This window comes from Leifsonia sp. PS1209, from assembly GCF_012317045.1.
Taxonomy (GTDB): domain Bacteria; phylum Actinomycetota; class Actinomycetes; order Actinomycetales; family Microbacteriaceae; genus Leifsonia.
In genome coordinates this window covers 2,210,747-2,231,830 of sequence record NZ_CP051154.1, presented here as the reverse complement: position 1 = coordinate 2,231,830, position 21,084 = coordinate 2,210,747, and the positions used below count along the sequence as shown (strand labels likewise).

The 21,084-nt window shown below is 69.9% G+C and carries 17 protein-coding genes; 13 read left to right on the top strand and 4 right to left on the bottom strand.

The features are described 5' to 3' along the window. The first annotated feature begins 24 nt into the window (after nt 1-24). From HF024_RS10635 to HF024_RS10585, 11 genes are all read left to right on the top strand, one after another. On the top strand, nt 25-255 hold the full coding sequence (locus HF024_RS10635) for a DUF6704 family protein (protein WP_085367714.1): 231 nt from the start codon (nt 25-27) through the stop codon (nt 253-255). A gap of 3 nt (nt 256-258) precedes the next feature. Continuing rightward, complete coding sequence (trpC, locus tag HF024_RS10630; protein WP_085367713.1) at nt 259-1,029, top strand: indole-3-glycerol phosphate synthase TrpC; 771 nt, start codon at nt 259-261, stop codon at nt 1,027-1,029. Next, nucleotides 1,029-2,240: a tryptophan synthase subunit beta gene (trpB, locus tag HF024_RS10625; RefSeq protein WP_168689538.1), complete on the top strand. Its 1,212-nt coding sequence runs from the start codon at nt 1,029-1,031 to the stop codon at nt 2,238-2,240. Before trpC ends, trpB begins: the two co-directional genes overlap by 1 nt. Continuing rightward, nucleotides 2,237-3,031, top strand: coding sequence for a tryptophan synthase subunit alpha (gene trpA, locus HF024_RS10620; protein WP_085367711.1), 795 nt, complete (start codon nt 2,237-2,239; stop codon nt 3,029-3,031). The genes trpB and trpA overlap by 4 nt, the downstream gene beginning before the upstream one ends. Before the next feature lie 100 nt (nt 3,032-3,131). Further along, nucleotides 3,132-4,121, top strand: coding sequence for a prolipoprotein diacylglyceryl transferase (lgt, locus tag HF024_RS10615; RefSeq protein WP_085367710.1), 990 nt, complete (start codon nt 3,132-3,134; stop codon nt 4,119-4,121). 146 nt (nt 4,122-4,267) lie between these two features. Then, on the top strand, nt 4,268-8,845 hold the full coding sequence (gltB, locus tag HF024_RS10610) for a glutamate synthase large subunit (RefSeq protein ID WP_168689537.1): 4,578 nt from the start codon (nt 4,268-4,270) through the stop codon (nt 8,843-8,845). Next, a complete protein-coding gene (locus HF024_RS10605) occupies nt 8,838-10,295 on the top strand; it encodes a glutamate synthase subunit beta (RefSeq protein ID WP_168689536.1) in 1,458 nt (485 codons plus the stop codon). Before gltB ends, HF024_RS10605 begins: the two co-directional genes overlap by 8 nt. 85 nt (nt 10,296-10,380) lie before the next feature. Beyond that, entirely contained in the window at nt 10,381-11,796 is a 1,416-nt protein-coding gene (gene pyk / locus HF024_RS10600; protein ID WP_085367707.1) for a pyruvate kinase, read from the top strand. 115 nt (nt 11,797-11,911) lie between these two features. After that, the gene (locus HF024_RS10595; RefSeq protein ID WP_168689535.1) at nt 11,912-13,009 is read left to right on the top strand and encodes a DUF2092 domain-containing protein; all 1,098 of its coding nucleotides are present in this window, start codon (nt 11,912-11,914) and stop codon (nt 13,007-13,009) included. Next, complete coding sequence (locus tag HF024_RS10590; RefSeq protein ID WP_168689534.1) at nt 13,006-13,986, top strand: ATP-binding cassette domain-containing protein; 981 nt, start codon at nt 13,006-13,008, stop codon at nt 13,984-13,986. Before HF024_RS10595 ends, HF024_RS10590 begins: the two co-directional genes overlap by 4 nt. Then, nucleotides 13,973-14,878 carry an ABC transporter permease gene (locus HF024_RS10585; RefSeq protein WP_168689533.1) on the top strand — a complete coding sequence of 302 codons (906 nt, stop codon included), beginning with the start codon at nt 13,973-13,975 and terminating at the stop codon, nt 14,876-14,878. The genes HF024_RS10590 and HF024_RS10585 overlap by 14 nt, the downstream gene beginning before the upstream one ends. Before the next feature lie 8 nt (nt 14,879-14,886). On the opposite strand, the gene HF024_RS10580 is transcribed toward HF024_RS10585, so the two are convergent. Genes HF024_RS10580 through HF024_RS10570 form a run of 3 tightly spaced genes read right to left on the bottom strand, consistent with a single transcriptional unit; the run spans nt 14,887 to nt 17,228 of the window. Then, entirely contained in the window at nt 14,887-15,771 is an 885-nt protein-coding gene (locus HF024_RS10580) for an EamA family transporter (RefSeq protein ID WP_247597074.1), read from the bottom strand. A 17-nt stretch (nt 15,772-15,788) separates the two neighbouring features. Further along, nucleotides 15,789-16,370 (bottom strand): GNAT family N-acetyltransferase, encoded by a 582-nt coding sequence (locus HF024_RS10575; protein ID WP_168689532.1) that lies wholly within the window; start codon nt 16,368-16,370, stop codon nt 15,789-15,791. 9 nt (nt 16,371-16,379) lie between these two features. Next, complete coding sequence (locus HF024_RS10570) at nt 16,380-17,228, bottom strand: alpha/beta hydrolase (RefSeq protein ID WP_168689531.1); 849 nt, start codon at nt 17,226-17,228, stop codon at nt 16,380-16,382. 55 nt (nt 17,229-17,283) lie between these two features. On the opposite strand from HF024_RS10570, the gene HF024_RS10565 reads away from it, so the two are divergent. After that, a complete protein-coding gene (locus HF024_RS10565; RefSeq protein WP_168689530.1) occupies nt 17,284-19,713 on the top strand; it encodes a phosphoketolase family protein in 2,430 nt (809 codons plus the stop codon). Nucleotides 19,714-19,735: 22 nt separating this feature from the next. On the opposite strand, the gene HF024_RS10560 is transcribed toward HF024_RS10565, so the two are convergent. Then, nucleotides 19,736-20,521, bottom strand: coding sequence for an SGNH/GDSL hydrolase family protein (locus HF024_RS10560; protein ID WP_168689529.1), 786 nt, complete (start codon nt 20,519-20,521; stop codon nt 19,736-19,738). Nucleotides 20,522-20,593: 72 nt separating this feature from the next. On the opposite strand from HF024_RS10560, the gene HF024_RS10555 reads away from it, so the two are divergent. Beyond that, complete coding sequence (locus tag HF024_RS10555) at nt 20,594-21,067, top strand: VOC family protein (RefSeq protein ID WP_168689528.1); 474 nt, start codon at nt 20,594-20,596, stop codon at nt 21,065-21,067. The last annotated feature ends 17 nt before the right edge of the window (nt 21,068-21,084 follow it).

The window sequence follows — 21,084 nt, the reverse complement described above, 5'->3', positions numbered from 1 at the left end:
CGCACCTCACGAAGCAGGAGTCCCATGAGCACCGAGTCAGTCGAGCCAGGCCACGGTCACTCGCCGGCGGCGTGGACGGCCGTCATCATCATGCTGGTGGCCTTCGCCATCGGCGCCGTCGCGTTCTTCTTCGAGGCGCCGATCGTCGTCTGGTCGGCCGCTGGACTCGCGATCGTCGGTCTCATCGTCGGCTGGGCCATGAAGAAGGCCGGATACGGCGTCGACGGCACGAAGTACCAGCCGAAGGGCCACTGACGCGTGCTGGACGACCTCGTCGCCGGCGCCCGTGAAGACGCCGAGCGGCGCCGGGCAGAGCGCCCGCTGTCCGTTGTCGAGGCCGAGGCGGCCGACCGTGCTCCCGCTCTGGATGCGCTGAGCCACCTCGCCCCCGCCGACCGCGTCAAGATCATCGCCGAGGTGAAGCGCGCGAGCCCGTCCCGCGGCTCGCTCGCCGACATCCCGGATCCAGCGGCCCTCGCCGTCTCGTACGAGACGGGGGGAGCGAGTGCGATCAGCGTCCTCACCGAGGAGCGCAGGTTCAAGGGATCGCTCGCCGATCTGGAGGCCGTGCGCGACGCCGTCTCCATCCCCGTGCTGCGCAAGGAGTTCGTCTCCGACCCGTACCAGGTGTTCGAGGCGCGCGCGGCGGGAGCCGACCTCGTGCTGCTCATCGTCGCTGCGCTCGACCAGCGGAAGCTCGTCGAGCTGCACGAGCTGATCACCTCGCTCGGCATGACCTCGCTCGTCGAGGCGCACACGGCGGACGAGCTCAGCCGTGCGCTCGACACGGGCGCAGGTCTCGTGGGCGTCAACGCCCGCAACCTCTCCACGTTCGAACTGGACAAGGACCTGTTCGGCCGGCTGGCCGACCGCATCCCGTCCGGTGTCATCCGCGTCGCGGAGTCCGCCGTGAAGTCGGCGGACGACGTCGCGCACTATCGGGCGGCCGGCGCAGACGTCGTCCTCGTCGGCGAGGCTCTCGTCACGAGCGACCCCGTCGCGACGCTCGAAGAATTCCTGGTGGCCTGATGTCCCTGCGTTCCGAAACCGGCCCGTACTTCGGCGACTTCGGAGGGCGTTTCGTCCCCGAATCCCTCGTCGCAGCCCTCGACGAGCTGTCGGCGGCCTGGGAGGCCGCGAAGGCCGACCCGGCGTTCCACGCCGAGCTCGACGAGCTGAACCGCTCGTACACCGGGCGTCCGTCGATCATCACCGAGGTGCCGCGGTTCGCGGAGCACGCCGGTGGGGCACGCATCATCCTGAAGCGCGAAGACCTCAACCACACGGGCTCGCACAAGATCAACAACGTGCTCGGCCAGGCGATCCTCACGAAGCGCATCGGCAAGACGCGCGTGATCGCGGAGACCGGCGCCGGGCAGCACGGCGTCGCCACCGCGACGGCTGCAGCGCTGTTCGGGCTCGAATGCACCATCTACATGGGCGAGGTCGACACCGAGCGCCAGGCGCTCAACGTGGCCAGGATGCGCCTGCTCGGCGCGGAGGTCGTCGCCGTCAAGACGGGATCGCGCACCCTCAAGGACGCGATCAACGACGCCATGCGCGACTGGGTCACCAACGTCGAGAATACCAACTACATCTTCGGCACCGTCGCGGGCCCCCACCCGTTCCCGGCGATGGTCCGCGACCTGCAGAAGATCATCGGCGAAGAGGCGCGCCAGCAGGTCATCGACCTCACCGGATCCCTCCCGGATGCCGTTGTCGCCTGCGTCGGTGGCGGATCGAATGCGATGGGCATCTTCCACGCCTTCCTCGACGACGAAGACGTGCGCCTGATCGGCTACGAGGCCGGGGGAGAAGGCGCGGAGACCCCGCGCCACGCCGCCACCATCACCAAGGGACGCCCCGGCGTCCTGCACGGCGCGCGCAGCATGCTGCTGCAGGACGAGGACGGCCAGACCATCGAGTCGCACTCGATCTCCGCCGGGCTCGACTACCCGGGCGTCGGACCGGAGCACGCGTGGCTCGCCTCCATCGGCCGGGCGCAGTACCTGCCGATCTCGGATGCCGAGGCGATGGATGCGCTGCGCCTGCTCAGCCGCACGGAGGGCATCATCCCCGCCATCGAATCCTCACACGCTCTCGCCGGGGCACTGAAGCTCGGCCAGGAGCTCGGGAAGGACGCCGTCATCCTGGTGAACCTCAGTGGCCGCGGAGACAAGGACATGGAGACCGCAGGACGGTACTTCGACCTGATCGACACCGACGCGGTGCAGTCGTGACCGGCGCGCAGCACGGCGTCGAGAGCGTCATCGCCCGGCGCAACGCCGACGCATCCGGTGCTCTGATCGGCTACCTGCCCGCCGGGTTCCCCGACCTGAAGACCAGCATCGACGCGGCCGTCGCGCTCGCGCAGAACGGCGTCGACGCGATCGAACTCGGCCTGCCGTACTCCGACCCCGTCATGGACGGCACGGTCATCCAGGCCGCCACCCAGCAGGCGCTCTCCAACGGGTTCCGGCTGCGGGACGGCTTCACCGCCGTGCGCGAGATCACCGCCCAGGTGGATGTGCCGGTCCTGGTCATGACCTACTGGAACCCGGTGCTGCAGTACGGCGTCGACCGGTTCGCCGACGACCTGCTCTCCGCGGGCGGAGCCGGGCTCATCACGCCCGACCTCATCCCGGACGAGGGAGCAGCCTGGCTCGCGGCCTCCGACCGCACAGGGCTCGACCGCGTGTTCCTCGCCGCCCCGTCGTCCACCGACGCGCGGCTGCGCCAGACCGTTGAGGCGAGCCGCGGCTTCGTCTACGCCGTCTCGACGATGGGCATCACCGGAGCGCGCGCCGACGTCGACTCCGCCGCCCGCGCCCTGGTGGCGCGCCTGCGCGACGCCGGTGCGACGAGCACCTGCGTGGGCGTCGGCATCTCGACGGCCGCCCAGGTGGCCGAGGTGCTCCAGTACGCCGACGGCGCGATCGTGGGCTCTGCGCTCGTGAAGGCGCTGGCCGACGACGGCGTCGCGGGCGTCTCCCGCCTCGCTGCGGCCCTCGCAGAGGGCACCGCCGCCTAGGCGCGGCGGCTCTTCCAAACAGAATTAGACTATGGTGGCCGCGCGTGGTCTTCGCGCGGTCTGATCAACACGAAAGGTGAGTCATCGGGTGTTTGCGACGATGAGCAGCTGGTACGCGAGCATCCCCAGCCCCGGGCCGGAGTGGCAGCAGATCCCGATCGACATCTTCGGGCTGCACTGGCGCATCCAGACGTACGCGATCTGCATCCTGATCGGCATCGTCGTCGCCGCCATGTGGACGTCGCGGCGGCTGTCGAAGCGCGGGGGAGAGCCGGGCGTCGTGCTCGACATCATCCTCTGGGCCGTGCCGCTCGGCATCATCGGGGCGCGCTTCTACCACGTGATCACCCACCCGGCCGACTACTTCTTCCCCGGCGCCGACCTGCTCAAGACGCTGTACATCTGGGAGGGCGGGAACGCCATCTTCGGTGCGCTGATCGGCGGAGCCGTCGGCGCGTACATCGGCTGCCGCTGGTCCGGCATCCGGTTCTGGTCGTTCGCGGACGCCCTCGCGCCGGCCATGCTGCTCGCGCAGGCGCTCGGCCGTCTCGGCAACTACTTCAACCAGGAGCTGTTCGGCCTGCCGACCAACCTGCCGTGGGGCCTGCAGATCGACGCGGGCAACAAGGCCATCCCGGTCGGCCTGCCGGACAACACGCTATTCCAGCCGCTGTTCCTCTACGAGATCATCTGGAACGTCATCGGCATCGCCGTCATCATCCTGCTGGAGCGCAAGTTCCAGCTGCGCTGGGGCAAGGCATTCGCCGTCTACCTCATCTGGTACGGCCTCGGTCGCTCCTACCTGGAGTCGATCCGCATCGACCCGAGCGAGTTCAGCTTCCTGGGCATCCCGACCAACGTGTGGGCCGCGTTCGCCGCCGTCGTGCTCGGCATCGTGCTCTTCATCGTGCAGAGCCGCCGCCACCCCGGACTCGAGCCGAGCGTGTACCGGCCCGGTCGTGAATGGGTTCGGCCCGATGCTGAGGTAGACTCGGACGACACCTACTCGGATGACGAGGTTTCCGGCGCCGACGCCGCGGAGCCCACCGAAAAGGACGCAGCCAAGGCCACAAGCCCACTCGGCTCGTAATCACTCGTCGAGGCCATCCCCGAGCCTCATCACCCTCACCGTCTCCCAAGGCTGCACCGAGCCTGTCGCGAGCGGCGGAACCCCCTCCCTCAGTCCAGGGCCGATGGCGTCCCCCCGCACCACCGAACAAGTGAGGACGGTCGTTGATGGCGCTTCAGCCCACCCACACCCGATTCAGCACCACCCCCGTGAAGCAGGGTCTGTACGACCCGGCCCACGAGAAGGACGCCTGCGGGCTCGCGATGGTCGCGACGCTCCGCGGAACGGCCGGTCACGACATCATCGACGCCGCCCTGGATGCCCTGCGCAACCTGGAGCACCGCGGCGCCGTCGGCTCCGACGCAGGAACGGGTGACGGAGCGGGCATCATCACGCAGGTGCCGGACGCCTTCCTGCGCGCCGTCGCCGGCTTCGAGCTTCCCTCCGCCGGCCGCTACGCCGTCGGCAACGTGTTCCTGCCCGTCGACGAGGCGGAGCGTGCAGAGGCGAAGGCGGCCATCGAGGCCATCGCCGCCGAGCAGGACCTCACCGTCCTCGGCTGGCGCGAGGTCCCCGTCGCCGCCGGCGAGATCGGAACCCTCGCCCGCAACGCGATGCCGTTCATCGAGCAGCTCTACGTGTCGAGCACCCGCACGGGCGACGACGGCGAGCAGGTCGGCGGTATCCTGCTCGACCGGCAGACGTTCTTCCTGCGCAAGCGGGCGGAGCGCGAGCTCGACATCTACTTCTCGTCGCTGTCGAGCCGCACCCTGGTCTACAAGGGCATGGTCACGACGCTGCAGCTCGAGCCGTTCTACCCGGACCTCTCCGATCAGCGCTTCGCCTCCAAGCTGGCGCTCGTGCACTCGCGCTACTCCACGAACACCTTCCCGTCCTGGCCGCTGGCGCAGCCGTTCCGGATGATCGCGCACAACGGCGAGATCAACACCGTGCAGGGCAACCGCAACTGGATGCGCGCCCGCCAGTCCCAGCTGGAGAGCGAGCTCCTCGGCGACCTGTCTCCCGTGCTCCCGATCGTCACGCCGGGCGCCAGCGACTCCGCCTCGTTCGACGAGGTCGTGGAGCTGCTGTCGCTGTCCGGCCGGTCGCTCCCGCACGCCGTCATGATGATGGTGCCGGAGGCGTGGGAGAACCAGACCGAGATCGAGAAGTCGCGCCGCGACTTCTACGAGTACAACTCGATGCTGATGGAGCCGTGGGACGGCCCGGCGGCGATCGTCTTCACCGACGGCTCGCTGGTCGGCGCGACCCTCGACCGCAACGGCCTGCGCCCGGGCAGGTACGTCGTGACCAACGACGGCCTCGTGGTGCTCGCCAGCGAGATCGGCGTGCTCGACATCGAGCCGAGCCGCGTCGTCCGCAAGGGCCGCCTGCGTCCGGGGAAGATGTTCCTCGTCGACACCGTCCAGGGCCGCCTGATCGAGGACGACGAGATCAAGGCCGACCTGGCAGCCGGCGCGCCGTACGGCGAGTGGCTGGATGCCGGACGCATCAACCTGAAAGACCTCCCGGAGCGCGAGCACATCGTGCACACCCCCGCGTCGATCACGCGCCGCCAGCGCACGTTCGGCTACACGGAGGAGGAGGTGCGCATCCTGTTGAAGCCGATGGCGACGACGGGTGCCGAGCCGCTCGGCGCGATGGGGTCCGACACCCCGGTCGCCGTGCTCTCCGACCGCCCGCGCCTGCTTTTCGACTACTTCACGCAGCAGTTCGCGCAGGTCACGAACCCGCCGCTCGACTCCATCCGCGAGGAGGTCGTCACCTCGCTGAAGCTGGGCCTCGGTCCAGAGCGCAACCTGCTCGTCGCCGGTCCTGAGCACGCCAAGCAGGTCGTGCTCGACTTCCCGGTGATCGACAACGACGAGCTGGCGAAGATCCAGCACATCGACCCGCGTCCGGGCAGCCGCCTGACCACCACGGTCAAGGGCCTCTACCGGTTCGACGCCGGCCCCGACGCGCTCGAGCTCCGGCTGAAGGAGATGTGCGACGAGGTCGACGAGGCTATCGCGGCGGGGGCGCAGTTCATCGTGCTCAGCGACCGCGACTCCACGAAAGACCTGGCGCCCATCCCGTCGCTGCTGATGCTCGCGGCCGTGCACCACCACCTGATCCGTGCGGAGAACCGCATGAAGGTGGGCCTGATCGTCGAGGCCGGTGACGTGCGCGAGGTGCACCACATCGCGCTCCTGATCGGCTACGGCGCGTCCGCGATCAACCCTTACCTGGCGATGGAGACCTGCGAGGAACTGGTCCGCAGTGGAGCCATCACCGGCGTGACGCCCGAGAAGGCCGTCAAGAACGTGATCAAGGCGCTCGGCAAGGGCGTGCTGAAGATCATGTCGAAGATGGGCATCTCGACCGTCTCGTCCTACGCGGGCGCCCAGGCGTTCGAGGCCGTCGGCCTCAGCCAGGAGTTCGTCGACCTGTACTTCACCGGCACGACGAGCAAGCTCGGCGGCGTGGGCATCGAGGTCATCGCGGCCGAGAACCTGTCCAGGCACGAGAGCGCGTACCCGGCGGAGAGCGCCATCGTCGCGCACGAGCGGCTGGCGACGGGCGGCGAGTACCAGTGGCGCCGCGACGGCGCCCCGCACCTGTTCAACCCGGAGACGGTGTTCCGCCTGCAGCACTCCACCCGCACCCGGCGCTACGACGTCTTCCGCGAGTACACGAAGCTGGTCGACGACCAGGCGGAGAGCCTGATGACGCTGCGCGGCATGTTCACGCTGCGCACCGGCGTGCGGCCCGCCGTTCCGCTCGACGAGGTGGAGTCGGTCGAGTCGATCGTCAAGCGGTTCTCGACCGGCGCGATGAGCTACGGCTCGATCTCGCGCGAGGCCCACGAGACGCTCGCCATCGCGATGAACCGTCTCGGTGGCAAGTCGAACACCGGTGAGGGAGGAGAGGACCTCGACCGTCTCCTCGACCCCGAGCGCCGCAGTGCGATCAAGCAGGTGGCGTCCGGCCGGTTCGGCGTGACGAGCATGTACCTGACGCACGCCGACGACATCCAGATCAAGCTCGCCCAGGGCGCCAAGCCGGGCGAGGGCGGTCAGCTGCCCCCGACCAAGGTCTACCCGTGGGTGGCGCGCACCAGGCACGCGACGGCCGGCGTCGGACTCATCTCGCCGCCCCCGCACCACGACATCTACTCGATCGAAGACCTCAAGCAGCTGATCTTCGATCTGAAGCGTGCCAACCCGGATGCGCGTGTCCACGTCAAGCTCGTCAGCGAGTCCGGCATCGGCGCTGTCGCGGCGGGTGTCGCGAAGGCCCTGGCCGACGTCGTGCTGGTCTCCGGCCACGACGGCGGAACGGGAGCATCCCCGGTCAACTCGCTCAAGCACGCGGGCACCCCGTGGGAGCTCGGCCTGGCGGAGACGCAGCAGACGCTGATGCTCAACGGGATGCGCGACCGGGTGGTCGTGCAGGTCGACGGGCAGCTGAAGACGGGACGCGACGTGATCGTCGGCGCCCTGCTCGGCGCGGAGGAGTTCGGCTTCGCCACGGCGCCGCTGGTCGTCTCCGGCTGCATCATGATGCGCGTCTGCCACCTCGACACCTGCCCGGTCGGCGTCGCCACCCAGAACCCGGAGCTGCGCTCCCGGTTCTCCGGCAAGCCGGAGTTCGTGGTGAACTTCTTCGAGTTCATCGCGCAGGAGGTGCGCGAGTACCTCGCAGAGCTCGGCTTCCGCACGCTCGACGAGGCCATCGGCCACAACGAGCTGCTCGGCGTCGACGGAGCGATCGACCACTGGAAGGCATCGGGACTCGACCTCGCGCCGATCCTCACCGGCCCGGAGTTCTCCGCCGACGTCCCGCGCAAAAACGCGAGGACGCAGGATCACGAGCTGGACAAGCACTTCGACAACCACCTCATCCAGGAGAGCGCGGACGTGCTCGCCCGGGGCGGTCACATCGAGCTGAACCTGCCCATCCGGAACACCGAGCGCGCTGTCGGCACCATGCTCGGCCACGAGGTGACCGTGCGGCACGGCGAGAACGGCCTGCCGACGGGGTCCATCGAGATCACCCTCACGGGGTCGGCAGGGCAGTCGCTCGGCGCGTTCCTGCCGAGCGGTATCACGCTGCGGCTCGAAGGCGACTCGAACGACTACGTCGGCAAGGGTCTCTCCGGCGGCCAGATCGTCGTCCGCCCGCCGAAGGGCAGCGTGTTCCCCGCGGAGGAGAACGTGATCGCCGGCAACGTGATCGGCTACGGCGCGACCCAGGGCAGCATGTTCATCCGCGGCATCGTCGGTGAGCGCTTCCTGGTCCGCAACTCCGGGGCGACAGCGGTCGTCGAGGGCGTCGGCGACCACGCGCTCGAGTACATGACCGGTGGACTCGCCGTGATCCTCGGCTCGACCGGGCGCAACCTCGGTGCCGGCATGTCCGGAGGCACCGCGTATGTCTACGACCTGCAGAGGGACCTCGTCAACCGCGATTCGCTCGCCAGCGGGGAACTGGAACTGCTGCCGCTCGGGAGCGCGGACGTGGAGATCGTGCGCGACCTGCTCGAACGGCACGTGGCCGAGACGGAGTCGGACCTGGCCGCGAGGCTGCTGGCGGACTTCGACGAGACCGTCGCCCGGTTCGTCAAGGTGCTGCCGCGCGACTACGCGGCCGTGCTGCAGATGCGTCAGGACGCCGTCGACGAGGGACTCGACCCCGACGGCGACATCGTGTGGAACAGAATCTTGGAGGTGACCGGTGGCTGACCCCAAAGGCTTTTTGAAGGTTACGGAGCGCGAGCTTCCCAAGCGCCGGCCCGTGTCGGTGCGACTGATGGACTGGAAAGAGGTCTACGAGGCCGGCGACCCCGCCCAGCTCCGCAGGCAGGCCGGTCGCTGCATGGACTGCGGCGTGCCGTTCTGCCACCAGGGCTGCCCGCTCGGGAACCTCATCCCGGAGTGGAACGACCTGATGTACCGCGGTGAGGGGCGTCAGGCCATCGACCGGCTGCACGCCACCAACAACTTCCCGGAGTTCACCGGGCGGCTGTGCCCGGCTCCGTGCGAGTCGTCGTGCGTCCTCGGCATCAACCAGCCGGCGGTGACGATCAAGCAGGTCGAGGTGTCGATCATCGACCAGGCCTGGCAGAACGGCTGGGTGCAGCCGCACCCGCCGGAGCGCCTCACCGGCAAGACGGTCGCCGTCGTCGGTTCCGGCCCCGCCGGTCTCGCCGCCGCCCAGCAGCTCACCCGCGCCGGTCACACCGTCGCCGTGTACGAGCGCGACGACCGCATCGGCGGCCTGCTGCGCTACGGCATCCCGGACTTCAAGATGGAGAAGAAGCACCTCGAGGCGCGTCTCAACCAGATGATGGCGGAGGGCACCCGCTTCCGCGCCGGCGTCAACATCGGCGTCGACATCACCTGGGACGACCTGCGCGCCCGCTACGACTCCGTCGTGGTCGCCACCGGTGCGATGGTCCCTCGCGACCTCCCCATCCCGGGCCGCGACCTCAGCGGCGTGCACTTCGCGATGGAGTACCTCGTCCAGCAGAACAAGGCGGGCGCCGGCGACCAGGTCGCCGACCAGATCTCCGCGGAGGGCAAGCACGTCGTGGTCCTCGGCGGTGGGGACACCGGAGCGGACTGCATCGGAACGGCGCACCGCCAGGGCGCTGCCAGCGTCACCAACCTCGCCATCGGCAAGCAGCCGCCGTCGGAGCGCCCCGGCCACCAGCCGTGGCCGATGACGCCGACGCTGTTCGAGGTCTCCTCCGCACACGAGGAGGGCGGCAAGCGCGAGTACCTCGCCTCCACCGTCGAGTTCCTCTCCAACGAATTCGGAGAGGTGCGCGCCATCCGCGTCGCGGAGACCGAGTACCTCGACGGACGCCGCGTGCCGAAGGCCGGCACCGAGCGCGAGATCCCCGCAGACCTCGTCCTCCTCGCCCTCGGCTTCACCGGCCCTGAGCAGGACGACCTGAATGCGCAGCTCGCCCTCCCGTTCGACGAGCGCGGCAACGTGACCCGCGACGCCGACTACCAGACCAGCCAGCCCGGCGTGTTCGTCGCCGGCGATGCTGGGCGCGGACAGTCGCTCATCGTGTGGGCGATCGCAGAAGGTCGTGCAGCGGCCGCCGCCGTTGACCGGTATCTTGAAGGGGAGACGCATCTGCCGTCCCCCGTCCGCCCCACCGACAGGGGAATCCTCGTCTGACTGAACGGACTCCCCGGCACCCCGCGGGCGTCATCACCGAATCGAGCGCCGTCAGGGGCGCAGAATCACGGAGCAAGCAAAAAGTATGAGAAGGGCGAAAATCGTCGCGACCCTCGGGCCAGCGACCTCGAGCTATGACAACATCCGCGCGATCATCGACGCGGGTGTTGACGTGGCCAGGATGAACCTGAGTCACGGAAGCTACGACGTCCACGAGGGCGTTTACGCCAACGTGCGCAAGGCCGCCGACGACGCAGGCAAGCCGGTCGCCGTCCTGGTCGACCTCCAGGGCCCGAAGATCCGCCTCGGCAAGTTCGAGGCCGGTCCATACGACCTCGCCGAAGGCGACATCTTCAAGATCACCACCGAAGACATCATCGGCACCAAGGAGATATCCTCCACCACGTTCAAGGGGCTGCCCCAGGACGTCAAGCCGGGCGACTTCCTCCTCATCGACGACGGCAAGGTGCGCGTGCAGGTCGTGGAGACCGACGGCACGGTCGTCACCACCAAGGTGATCGTCGCCGGTCCCGTCTCCAACAACAAGGGCATCAACCTGCCCGGCGTCGCGGTCAACGTGCCTGCGCTGTCCGAGAAGGACGAGGCGGACCTCCGCTGGGGCCTCAAGCTCGGCGCGGACCTCATCGCGCTGTCGTTCGTGCGGAACGCCGCCGACATCGAGCGCGTGCACGAGATCATGGCGGAGGAGGGCCGCAAGCTCCCCGTCGTCGCCAAGATCGAGAAGCCGCAGGCCGTCGACAACCTCGAGGGCATCATCGAGGCGTTCGACGCGATCATGGTCGCCCGTGGCGACCTGGGCGTCGAGCTGCCGCTCGAAGCCGTCCCGATCGTGCAGAAGCGCGCCGTCGAGCTCGCCCGCCGTGCGGCCAAGCCGGTCATCGTCGCCACGCAGATGCTCGAGTCGATGATCTCCAGCCCCGTCCCCACCCGCGCGGAGACCTCCGACGTCGCCAACGCCGTCCTCGACGGTGCTGACGCGGTCATGCTCTCCGGCGAGACCAGCGTTGGCGAGTACCCGGTCATCACGGTGCAGACCATGGCGCGCATCGTGGAGTCGACGGAGGAGCACGGTCTCGACCGCATCCAGCCGCTCGGCACCAAGCCCCGCACCCAGAGCGGAGCGATCACCCTCGCCGCCGTCGAGGTGGCCGAGTTCGTCGAGGCGAAGTACCTCTGCGTGTTCACCGAGTCCGGCGAGTCCGCCCGCCGCATGTCGCGCATCCGGAACAAGATCCCGATCCTGGCGTTCACGCCGGAGGAGTCGGTGCGTCGTCGCATGGCGCTGAACTGGGGCGTCGAGTCGTTCGTCGTCTCGCGCGTCACCCACACCGACCAGATGGTCGCGCAGGTGGACGAGGCTCTGAAGTCGACCGGCCGCGCCGTGAACGGCGACAAGGTCATCATCATCTCGGGTTCCCCTCCCGGAATCCCCGGAACCACCAACGACATCCGCGTCCACAGGGTGGGCGACGTCCTCTAAGACGTCAGGATGTGCGAACGGCCCCCGCGATGTGCGGGGGCCGTTCGGCGTTTCCCACGGAGTTCGCAGCATCCCCGAGGGTTCGCCGACCCGCCACAGGCGTAGTCTCGACTCCATGAAACGCCGCTGGGTCCGTTGGCTTCCCGCCGCTGTCGTGCCTGCCGCGATCGCGGCCGGTGTCATCATCGCGCCGCTCACCGCCGGGGCCGCCGATCTTCCGTCGAAGACGCCGGACGAGGTGCTCCGGCTGGTCGCGGCGAGTGACGTGAAGGCGTTCTCCGGCACGATCGAGCAGAGCTCGGAGCTCGGGCTGCCGTCGATCCCGTCGACCGGGCCAGGGTCGGGTTCCGGCTCGGCGTCGGGTTCTGCGTCCGGTGATGCCGCGAGCATCCTGGAGCTGCTGACCGGCGACCACACGGCGAAGGTGTACGTGGACGGCCCGGCGAAGCAGCGCCTCCAGGTGCTCGACCAGCTGGCCGAACGGGATGTGATCCGCAACGGCTCCGACGTCTGGCTCTACACGTCGACCGGCAAGAAGGTCACGCACGTGACGCTGCCCGATCGCTCCACCGTGAAGTCGCCGGACAACAGGCGACCGGACCCGGATGCAACGACGGGCGCGGCCACGACCCCGTCGCAGCTGGCGCAGACCTTCCTCGCGGCCGTCGATCCCAGCACGTCGGTCACCCTTGGCGACCCGGTGAAGGTCGCCGGACGCGACGCGTACGACCTCGTGCTCACCCCGAAGACCGACGCGACGCTCGTCGGCTCCGTCTCCATCGCGGTCGACGGCACCACGGGCATCCCGCTGCGGGTGCAGGTGGATGCACGCGGCCAGAGCACGCCGGCCTTCGAGGCCGGGTTCAGCGAGTTCAGCACGGCGACGCCGTCCGCGAGCGTGTTCGCGTTCACGCCGCCGAGCGGCGCGACGGTGACGGAGCAGGCGCTTCCCGCCCCGGGCGAGAAGAAGGCGGAGGCAGGCTCGCACGCCAAGCCGACCGTCACCGGCACCGGCTGGGACGCGGTCGTCAGCGCACCGGCTGGCTCCGTTCCCTCCGACCTCACCTCGTCCCCGCTGTTCGCTCAGCTGACCACCCCGGTGGACGGCGGACGCGCCTTCAGCACCTCTCTCGTGTCTGTGCTCGTCACCGACGACGGACGGGTGTTCGCCGGCGCGGTGCCCGTGTCCGCCCTGCAGGCCGCCGCTCGGTGACCGACGCAGCCGCCGCCATCACGACGAGCGGCCTCAGCAAGCGGTTCGGCTCGCGCACCGTGGTCGACGGTATGGACCTGCACGTCCCGCGCGGCTCGGTGTTCGGGTTCCTCGGGCCGAACGGGTCGGGCAAGACCACGACCATCCGGATGCTGCTCGGGCTGGTCTCCGCGTCAGCCGGGGAGATCCGGCTGTTCGAGCAGCTGATGCCCGCCAGCGGGGCGACCGTCCTCCCGCGGGTCGGGGCGCTGGTCGAAGGGCCGGCGTTCGCGCCGTACCTGTCCGGGACGGCCAACCTGCTGCGCCGCGACTCCGCCGACCGCTACGCCCCGTCCGCAACGCGTCGCGCGCGTGTCGCCGCCGCTCTCGACCGAGTCGGGCTCACCCACGCGGCGGGAAGGAACGTGCGCGCGTACTCGCTCGGCATGAAGCAGCGCCTCGGCATCGCCGGCGCCCTGCTCACCGACCGCGATCTGCTCATCCTGGACGAGCCGACCAACGGCCTCGACCCGCAGGGCACCAGGGAGGTGCGCTCGCTCGTGCGTTCCCTCGCCGACGAGGGACGCACGGTGTTCGTGTCCAGCCACCTGCTCGCCGAGATCGAGCAGATCTGCACGCACGCCGCGATCATGCGCACCGGACGGCTGGTCGCGCAGGGCTCGCTCGACGAGCTGCGCGGCGCCACGGGACCGCGCGTGCGCGTCGAGACCCCGGATGCGCGGGCGGCGGCGACCATCCTCACCGGGCTCGGGATCGCCCCGGCCACCGCCACGGCGGCCAACTCCGGCTCTGGCACGACCACCGAGTCCGGCAGCGTCCTGGATGCGCCGCTCCCCGTCCCCGCGCCCGCCGCGGAGGACATCGTGGCGGCCCTCGTCGCCGGCGGCGTGCGGGTGCGCGGCTTCGGCGTGCACGGGTCGACGCTGGAGGAACGTTTCGTGGAGCTCACCGGGGAGGGCTTCGATGTCGAGCAGTGAGACGGCGACCGGCGGGGGAGCAGGGGCGGAAGCCGCGCCCCCGCATCCGGTGCCGACGGCGAATCGGGCGCGTCCGGCGGCCGGGTGGTCGCTGCTCTGGTCGGAGCTGTCCGTGCTGTTCCGGCGCTGGCGCACCTGGGCGATGCTCGCGGCCCTCGCCGCCATCCCCATCCTGATCGCCATTGCTGTGCGGCTGACCGGCGGGGCGCGCGCCGGGCGTGGTCCGGCCTTCCTCGACCAGATCACCGCGAACGGCCTGTTCGTCGGCTTCACGGCGCTGGTGGTGTGCGTTCCGCTGTTCCTGCCGCTCACCGTCGGGGTGGTCGCCGGAGACACCATCGCGGGGGAGGCGAGCCACGGCACGCTGCGCTACCTGGTGATCGCCCCGGCCGGGCGGCTGCGGCTGCTCGCCGTGAAGTACGCGGGAGCTGCGGCATTCTGCATCGCGGGGACCCTGGTGGTGATCGTCGCCGGGTCGGCGATCGGCGCCATCCTGTTCCCGATCGGGCCGGTCACCCTGCTGTCCGGCACGCAGGTCGGGCCGTTGGATGCGTTCGGGCGCCTGCTCATGATCGGCGCGTACGTGGTCGTGTCCCTGCTCGGGCTGTGCGCCATCGGACTGTTCTTCTCCACCCTGACCGACGTGCCGGTCGGTGCGATGGCGGCGACCATCGTGCTCTCGGTGGTGTCGCAGGTGCTCGACCAGCTGCCGCAGCTGGAGGCGCTGCATCCCTGGCTGTTCAGTCACTACTGGTTCGGCTTCGCCGACTTCCTGCGCGACCCGGTGAGCTGGGACGCGTTCGGCAGCAACGCTCTACTGCAGCTCGGCTACGTCGCGGTGTTCGGCGCGCTGGCGGTCGGCCGGTTCACGACGAAGGACATCCTCTCCTAGGGCTCGCCCTACGGAATGGCTTCCGCGGCCGATTCGAGGTCGGACTTCGGGTGGTCGCGCTGCGTGGCGATGGTGACGCCCGCCGCGACGCAGACCACCGCGATCCCGAGCAGCTGGATTCCGCTGAACGACTCGTGCAGCACGAGCACGCCGAACAGGGTTGCGATGGCGGGCCCGAGGCTCGTGATGACCGCGTAGAGCCGCGGGGTGATCCTGCGCAGGATGAACGTGTCGAGGCTGTACGGGATGGCGGAGGACAGCACGCCCGCTGCCACGAGCATCCCGAGCACCGGCCAGTTGAGACGGCTGTAGTCGACCACGAACAGGGCGATCGGCAGCAGGATGATCGTGGCGACCACGCTCGCGACGCTCAGCCCTTCCAGCCCCGGCAGGCGTGTGGCGACGCGGCGCGTGAGCAGGATGTACGCCGCCCAGCTCGCGGCGGCCGTCAGGGCGAGCACGACCCCGAGCGGGTCGATCGCACCCTCCGTGCCGGTGAGCAGCACGACGCCGCCCGCCGCGAAGAGCGCGCACACCACATCCACGACCCGGCGGGAGCCGGCCAGCGCGAGCGCGAACGGTCCGAGGAACTCGATGGTGGCGGCGATGCCGAGCCCGAGCCTGCCGACCGCCTCGTAGAAGCTGAGGTTCATGGTCGCCAGCACCACGCCGAGCGCGATGGCCGGCCAGAGGCGCCGCCAGGTGAGTTCCGCCCGCTTCGGGCGGTAGAACGGGAGGACCGCGATGGCGGTGATGACCTGCCTGACCGCCACGACCACCACGGACCCGACGATCGGGATGAGCAGCCCGGCCACCGACGATCCGAAGTTGATGCTGACCTCGGTCGCGACCTGGGTGCCTGCGCCGATCAGGCGGTCGCGTCTGGGTGTCACCAGACGAGCTTATGGGGTCACGGCACCAGCTCACGCCGCATGATCGCGCGCGTGGCCGAGGGCCGCCGCACCACCGCGAACCCGGCGGACTCGAACAGCGAGACCGTGCCGTGGTAGCGCTCCGCAGCGCTGAGCGACGGCCGGACGCCCGGGTCGACCGGGTAGCCCTCGATCACCTCCGCGCCGCGCTCCGCCGCGTGCTCGACCGCTCCGGCGAGCAGCGCGCGGGCGACCCCGCGCTTGCGGTGGTCGACGCGCACGACGAAGCAGGTGACCGCCCACGGGTCGTCGGGATCGCCCGCCAGCCGTTTGGTGATCGGCGAGCGCCGCAGTCCCGGATACGCGGTGTACGGCTCCACGGCGGACCAACCGACCGGCTCGCCGTCGATGCGCGCGATGACGCCGGGGGATCCCTGCTCGACGGACGTGTGCAGCAGCGCGGTCTTCTCGTCGGTGGACGTCGCGCGGAACTCTCCGCCGCTCAGCTTGAACCACTGGCACCAGCATCCGGAGGGGTCCCCGCGCTCCCCGAACACGGTGCGCAGCTCGTCCCAGGTGTCCGCTCCGACGGATTCGACGGTGATCGACGGCTGTGTCATGCCGCCACGCTACCGCGCGTGCAGCGCCCCGGCGAGGATCGTGGGGTGCTCGACGTGCCCGAAGTGCCCGGTCGCCGGAATCACCACAGCGCGGAAGTCCGGGATGATCGCCGCCAGCCGGTCGTCGTCGTCCGCACCGACGAACACGTCCCTGTCGCCGTGCAGTGCCAGCACGGGGCACCGGATGCGCGCCCAGCGGGCAGCCGCGGGGTACGTCGTCGCGCAGTGCAGCGCCCGGAGGAACGCGCCGGGGCGCAGGTCGTGCGCGAGGTCGTGCACGGCCTGGCGGTCGACCACGGTGAACAGGGGAGCGGCCAGCAGTGTCAGGATCCCGCTGCCGTCGAGCGCGCGGACGAACCGCGCGGCGTACGGTCCGAGCCCCGCGAGCATCCGGATGCCCACGGCGAGCAGCATCAGCGGCGCGTAGTTCAGGAGGCGGCCGAGCGGGCCGAGGCGGTCGCCGCGGCCGCCGAACGTGGTCGCGGAGACCAGCAGCACGGACTCGGTGGCTGCCGGTTCGCGCACGGCCAGTTCGAGCGCGACGAAGCCGCCGAGGGAGTGGCCGACGAGACGCCAGCGGGTGTATCCGAGGGAGCGGGCGACCTGGGCCACCGCGTCGGCCAGGCCGGTCGCGTCGAGCGCCGACAGGTCGTCGACGGGGGAGTCTCCCCAGCCGGGCAGGTCGGGCACGACCAGGTCGGCCACGGAGCCTCCCGTCTCCGCGGCGCCGATGGCCGCGCGCCAGGTGGTCCAGGAGCCGGCGGCACCGTGCAGCAGGATCGTGGCGGTGTGCGACTCCCGGGGCGTGTGGCGCACGGTCACGGGTCCGAGCGCTGTGTCGACGGTGGAGACATCCATACCTGTTGTTCGGAGCGGTCCCCCCGTAGGATGCCGAGCGAGGGGAAGGAATCCTGTGACGACACCGACCACCACGCTCACTCCCGAGACTCTCGACCGATTGGATGCGTGGTGGCGAGCCGCCAACTACCTCTCGGTCGGCCAGATCTACCTGCTGGACAATCCGTTGCTGCGCGAGCCGTTGACCCGCGACCACATCAAGCCGCGGCTGCTCGGCCACTGGGGCACGACGCCCGGCCTGAACTTCATCTACGCGCACCTCAACCGGGTGATCCAGGAGCGTGACCTGGACACGATCTTCGTCGCCGGCCCCGGCCACGGCGGCCCAGGAGTGGTGGCGAGCGCCTACCTCGACGGCACGTACAGCGAGATCTACAGCGCGATCGACAGGAGCACGGACGGGCTCCGCCGCCTGTTCCGGCAGTTCTCGTTCCCCGGCGGCATCCCGAGCCACGCCGCTCCGGAGACGCCGGGGTCGATCCACGAGGGCGGCGAGCTCGGCTACGCGCTCTCGCACGCGTACGGTGCGGCGTTCGACAACCCGGACCTGCTGGTCGCCGCCGTCGTCGGCGACGGGGAGGCGGAGACCGGCCCGCTCGCGACCGCCTGGCACTCGAACAAGTTCCTCGACCCCGTCACAGACGGCGTCGTGCTGCCGATCCTGCACCTCAACGGCTACAAGATCGCCAACCCGACCGTGCTGGCGCGCATCCCGGAGAGCGAGCTGTTCGACCTGATGCGGGGATACGGCCACACGCCGTACCTCGTCTCCGGCGGCTTCGACGGGGAGGACCCGCGCGCCGTGCACGAGCGGATGGCGGAGACGATGGACCGCATCGTGGACCAGATCGCGGGCATCAAGGCGGCCGCCGCGGCGGGTGAGCTGACCGAGCGGCCGGCCTGGCCGATGCTCATCCTGCGCACGCCGAAAGGCTGGACCTGCCCGAAGGAGATCGACGGGCATCCGGCGGAGAACAACTGGCGGTCCCACCAGGTGCCGCTCGCCGATGCCCGCGACACCGAGGCGCACACGCGCCTGCTGGAGAGCTGGATGGCGTCGTACCGGCCGGAGGAACTGTTCGACGAGTCGGGAGCCCCGGTCGAACTCGTCACCGCGCTCGCGCCGGACGGCGACAGGCGGATGAGCGCCAACCCCGTCGCCAACGGCGGACTGCTGCGACGCGACCTGCGGCTGCCCGACTTCCGGGAGTACGCGGTGGATGTCCCGTCGCCGGGCGAGACCGTCGCAGAGGCGACGAAGGTGCTGGGCGAGTGGTTCAGGGACGTGATGGAGGCGAACCCGCGCGACTTCCGCCTGTTCGGGCCGGACGAGACGGCCTCCAACCGGCTGCAGGCCGTCTACGACGTGACCGCCAAGCAGTGGAACGCCGAGTTCTGGCCGATCGACGAGGACAACCACCTCGCCCGCTCCGGACGGGTGATGGAGATGCTCAGCGAGCACCAGTGCCAGGGCTGGCTGGAGGGCTACCTGCTCACCGGCAGGCACGGGGTGGTCAACTCGTACGAGGCGTTCATCCACATCGTCGACTCGATGTTCAACCAGCACGCCAAGTGGCTGAAGTCGTCCAGGGAGATCGAGTGGCGGCGGCCGGTGGCATCGCTCAACTATCTGCTCAGCTCGCACGTCTGGCGGCAGGACCACAACGGGGCGTCCCACCAGGATCCCGGCTTCATCGACCACGTGGTCAACAAGAAGGCCGACATCGTGCGGGTGTACCTGCCGTTCGACGCGAACACGCTGCTGTCGACGTACGACCACTGCCTGCGCTCCGTCGACTACGTGAACGTGGTGGTCGCCGGCAAGCAGCCGGCGCCGAACTGGCTGACGATGGAGGAGGCGATCGCCCACTGCACCCGCGGCATCGGCATCTTCGACTGGGCGGGCACCGAGGTGGACGGCGAGGAACCGGATGTGGTCCTCGGCTGCGCGGGCGACATCCCGACCCTGGAGGTGCTGGCCGCCGCGTCCATCCTGCGGGAGCGCATCCCGTCGCTGAAGGTGCGCGTGGTCAACGTGGTCGACCTGATGCGGCTGCAGAGCGAGGGCGAGCATCCGCACGGTCTCAACGACCACGCGTACAACGCCCTGTTCACCACCGACAAGCCGGTGATCTTCGCCTATCACGGCTACCCGTGGCTGATCCACCGCCTGACCTACCGGCGGGCCGGCCACGACAACCTGCACGTGCGCGGCTACAAGGAGGAGGGCACCACCACGACGCCGTTCGACATGGTGATGCTCAACGACCTGGACCGGTACCACCTGGTGATCGACGTGCTCGACCGGGTGCCGGGCCTCGCCGCCCGCGAGGGCGCGTTCCGCCAGGAGATGCAGGATGCGCGCATCGCCGCCCGCGAGTACACGCGGGCACACGGCGAGGACATCCCCGAGGTCGCGGAGTGGACCTGGGCGGGCGGCACGCGGACGACGCGCTTCGACACGACGGGTGGCGACAACGACTGAGGGCTGAGGACGACCTGCGCGGTCAGAGCGGGGAGGCCGCCGTCGGATCGACGACGGTGAGCTCGGCGATCTTCGCCGCCCGGCCGTCTCCGGAGGAGCGGCCGGTGAGCCTGCGGCCGATCCACGGCAGCACGTAGCGCCGGTAGTAGTCCGCGGTGCGGCGGGACCGCTCTCCCGGCGAAGCGGCGGCGACCTCCTCCACGCCCCACTCCGCGGGAACGGGGACGCCGAACGCGGTGAGCACATTGCTCGCGACGCGCGCGTGGCCGAGCGGGTTGAGGTGCAGGCGGTCCGGCGACCAGTAGCGCAGGTCCCAGAGGGTCTCGTCGGCCCAGTTGTCGACGAAGGTGACGTTCTCGAGCGGGAGGTGGCTGCGCACCGCATCGGCGAGCTCGTTGCCCCGGCGGCGCACCAGGCCGCCCATCGGCAGGTGCGCCGACGGGTTCGCGCCGCTCAGCAGCAGCAGGTGGATGCCCTCCGCGGTGACGCGCTTCGCCGCATCCACCAGCTGGGTCGCGACGCCGTCGATGGAGACGCGGGGCCGCATGATGTCGTTGCCTCCGCCGTTCAGGCTGATCAGCTGCGGGTGCTGGGCGATGGCGGGCGGCAGCTGCTCCTCGATCAGCGGGCTCAGCTTGCGCCCCCGGATGGCGAGGTTGGCGTAGCGCACGTCCTCGCCGTCCCTGCCGGCCGCGATGGCCAGCCCCAGCGCGACGAAGTCGGCCCAGCCGCGCGTGCGGCCGTCCGGCAGTTCGTCTCCGACACCCTCCGTGAAACTGTCGCCGACGGCGATATAGCTCGTGAACACATCGCTACGTTACCCGCCCGCTAGTAGCATGGGCGCCAGTTCAGCCAGTGCAGACGAGCAGAGGAGCCCACGATGTCCCGAGTCAGTCCCTTCCTGTGGTTCGACGACCAGGCGGAGCAGGCGGCGGAGTTCTACGTCTCGGTCATCCCGAACTCGCGGATGCTGGACGTCAGCAGGTTCGCACCGGATGCGCCCGGTCAGGCGGCCGGGGTGTCCAGGGTGCGGTTCGAGCTCGACGGCGTGGGGGTGATGGCGCTGAACGGCGGCCCGCTCTTCCCGTTCACCGAGGCGTTCTCGTTCTCGGTGACCGTCGACGACCAGGCGGAGGTCGACCGGCTGTGGGATGCGCTCACCTCCGACGGGGGAGAGCCAGGGCAGTGCGGCTGGCTGAAAGACCGGTGGGGCCTCAGCTGGCAGATCGTGCCGTCCGTTCTGGACGAGCTGATCAGCGATCCGGATCCGGCGAGGTCGAACCGCGCCGTGCAGGCGATGCTGAGCATGGGCAAGCTGGACATCGCCGCCCTGCGCGCCGCAGCGGATGGCTGATCCGGGCTGAGCCGGCC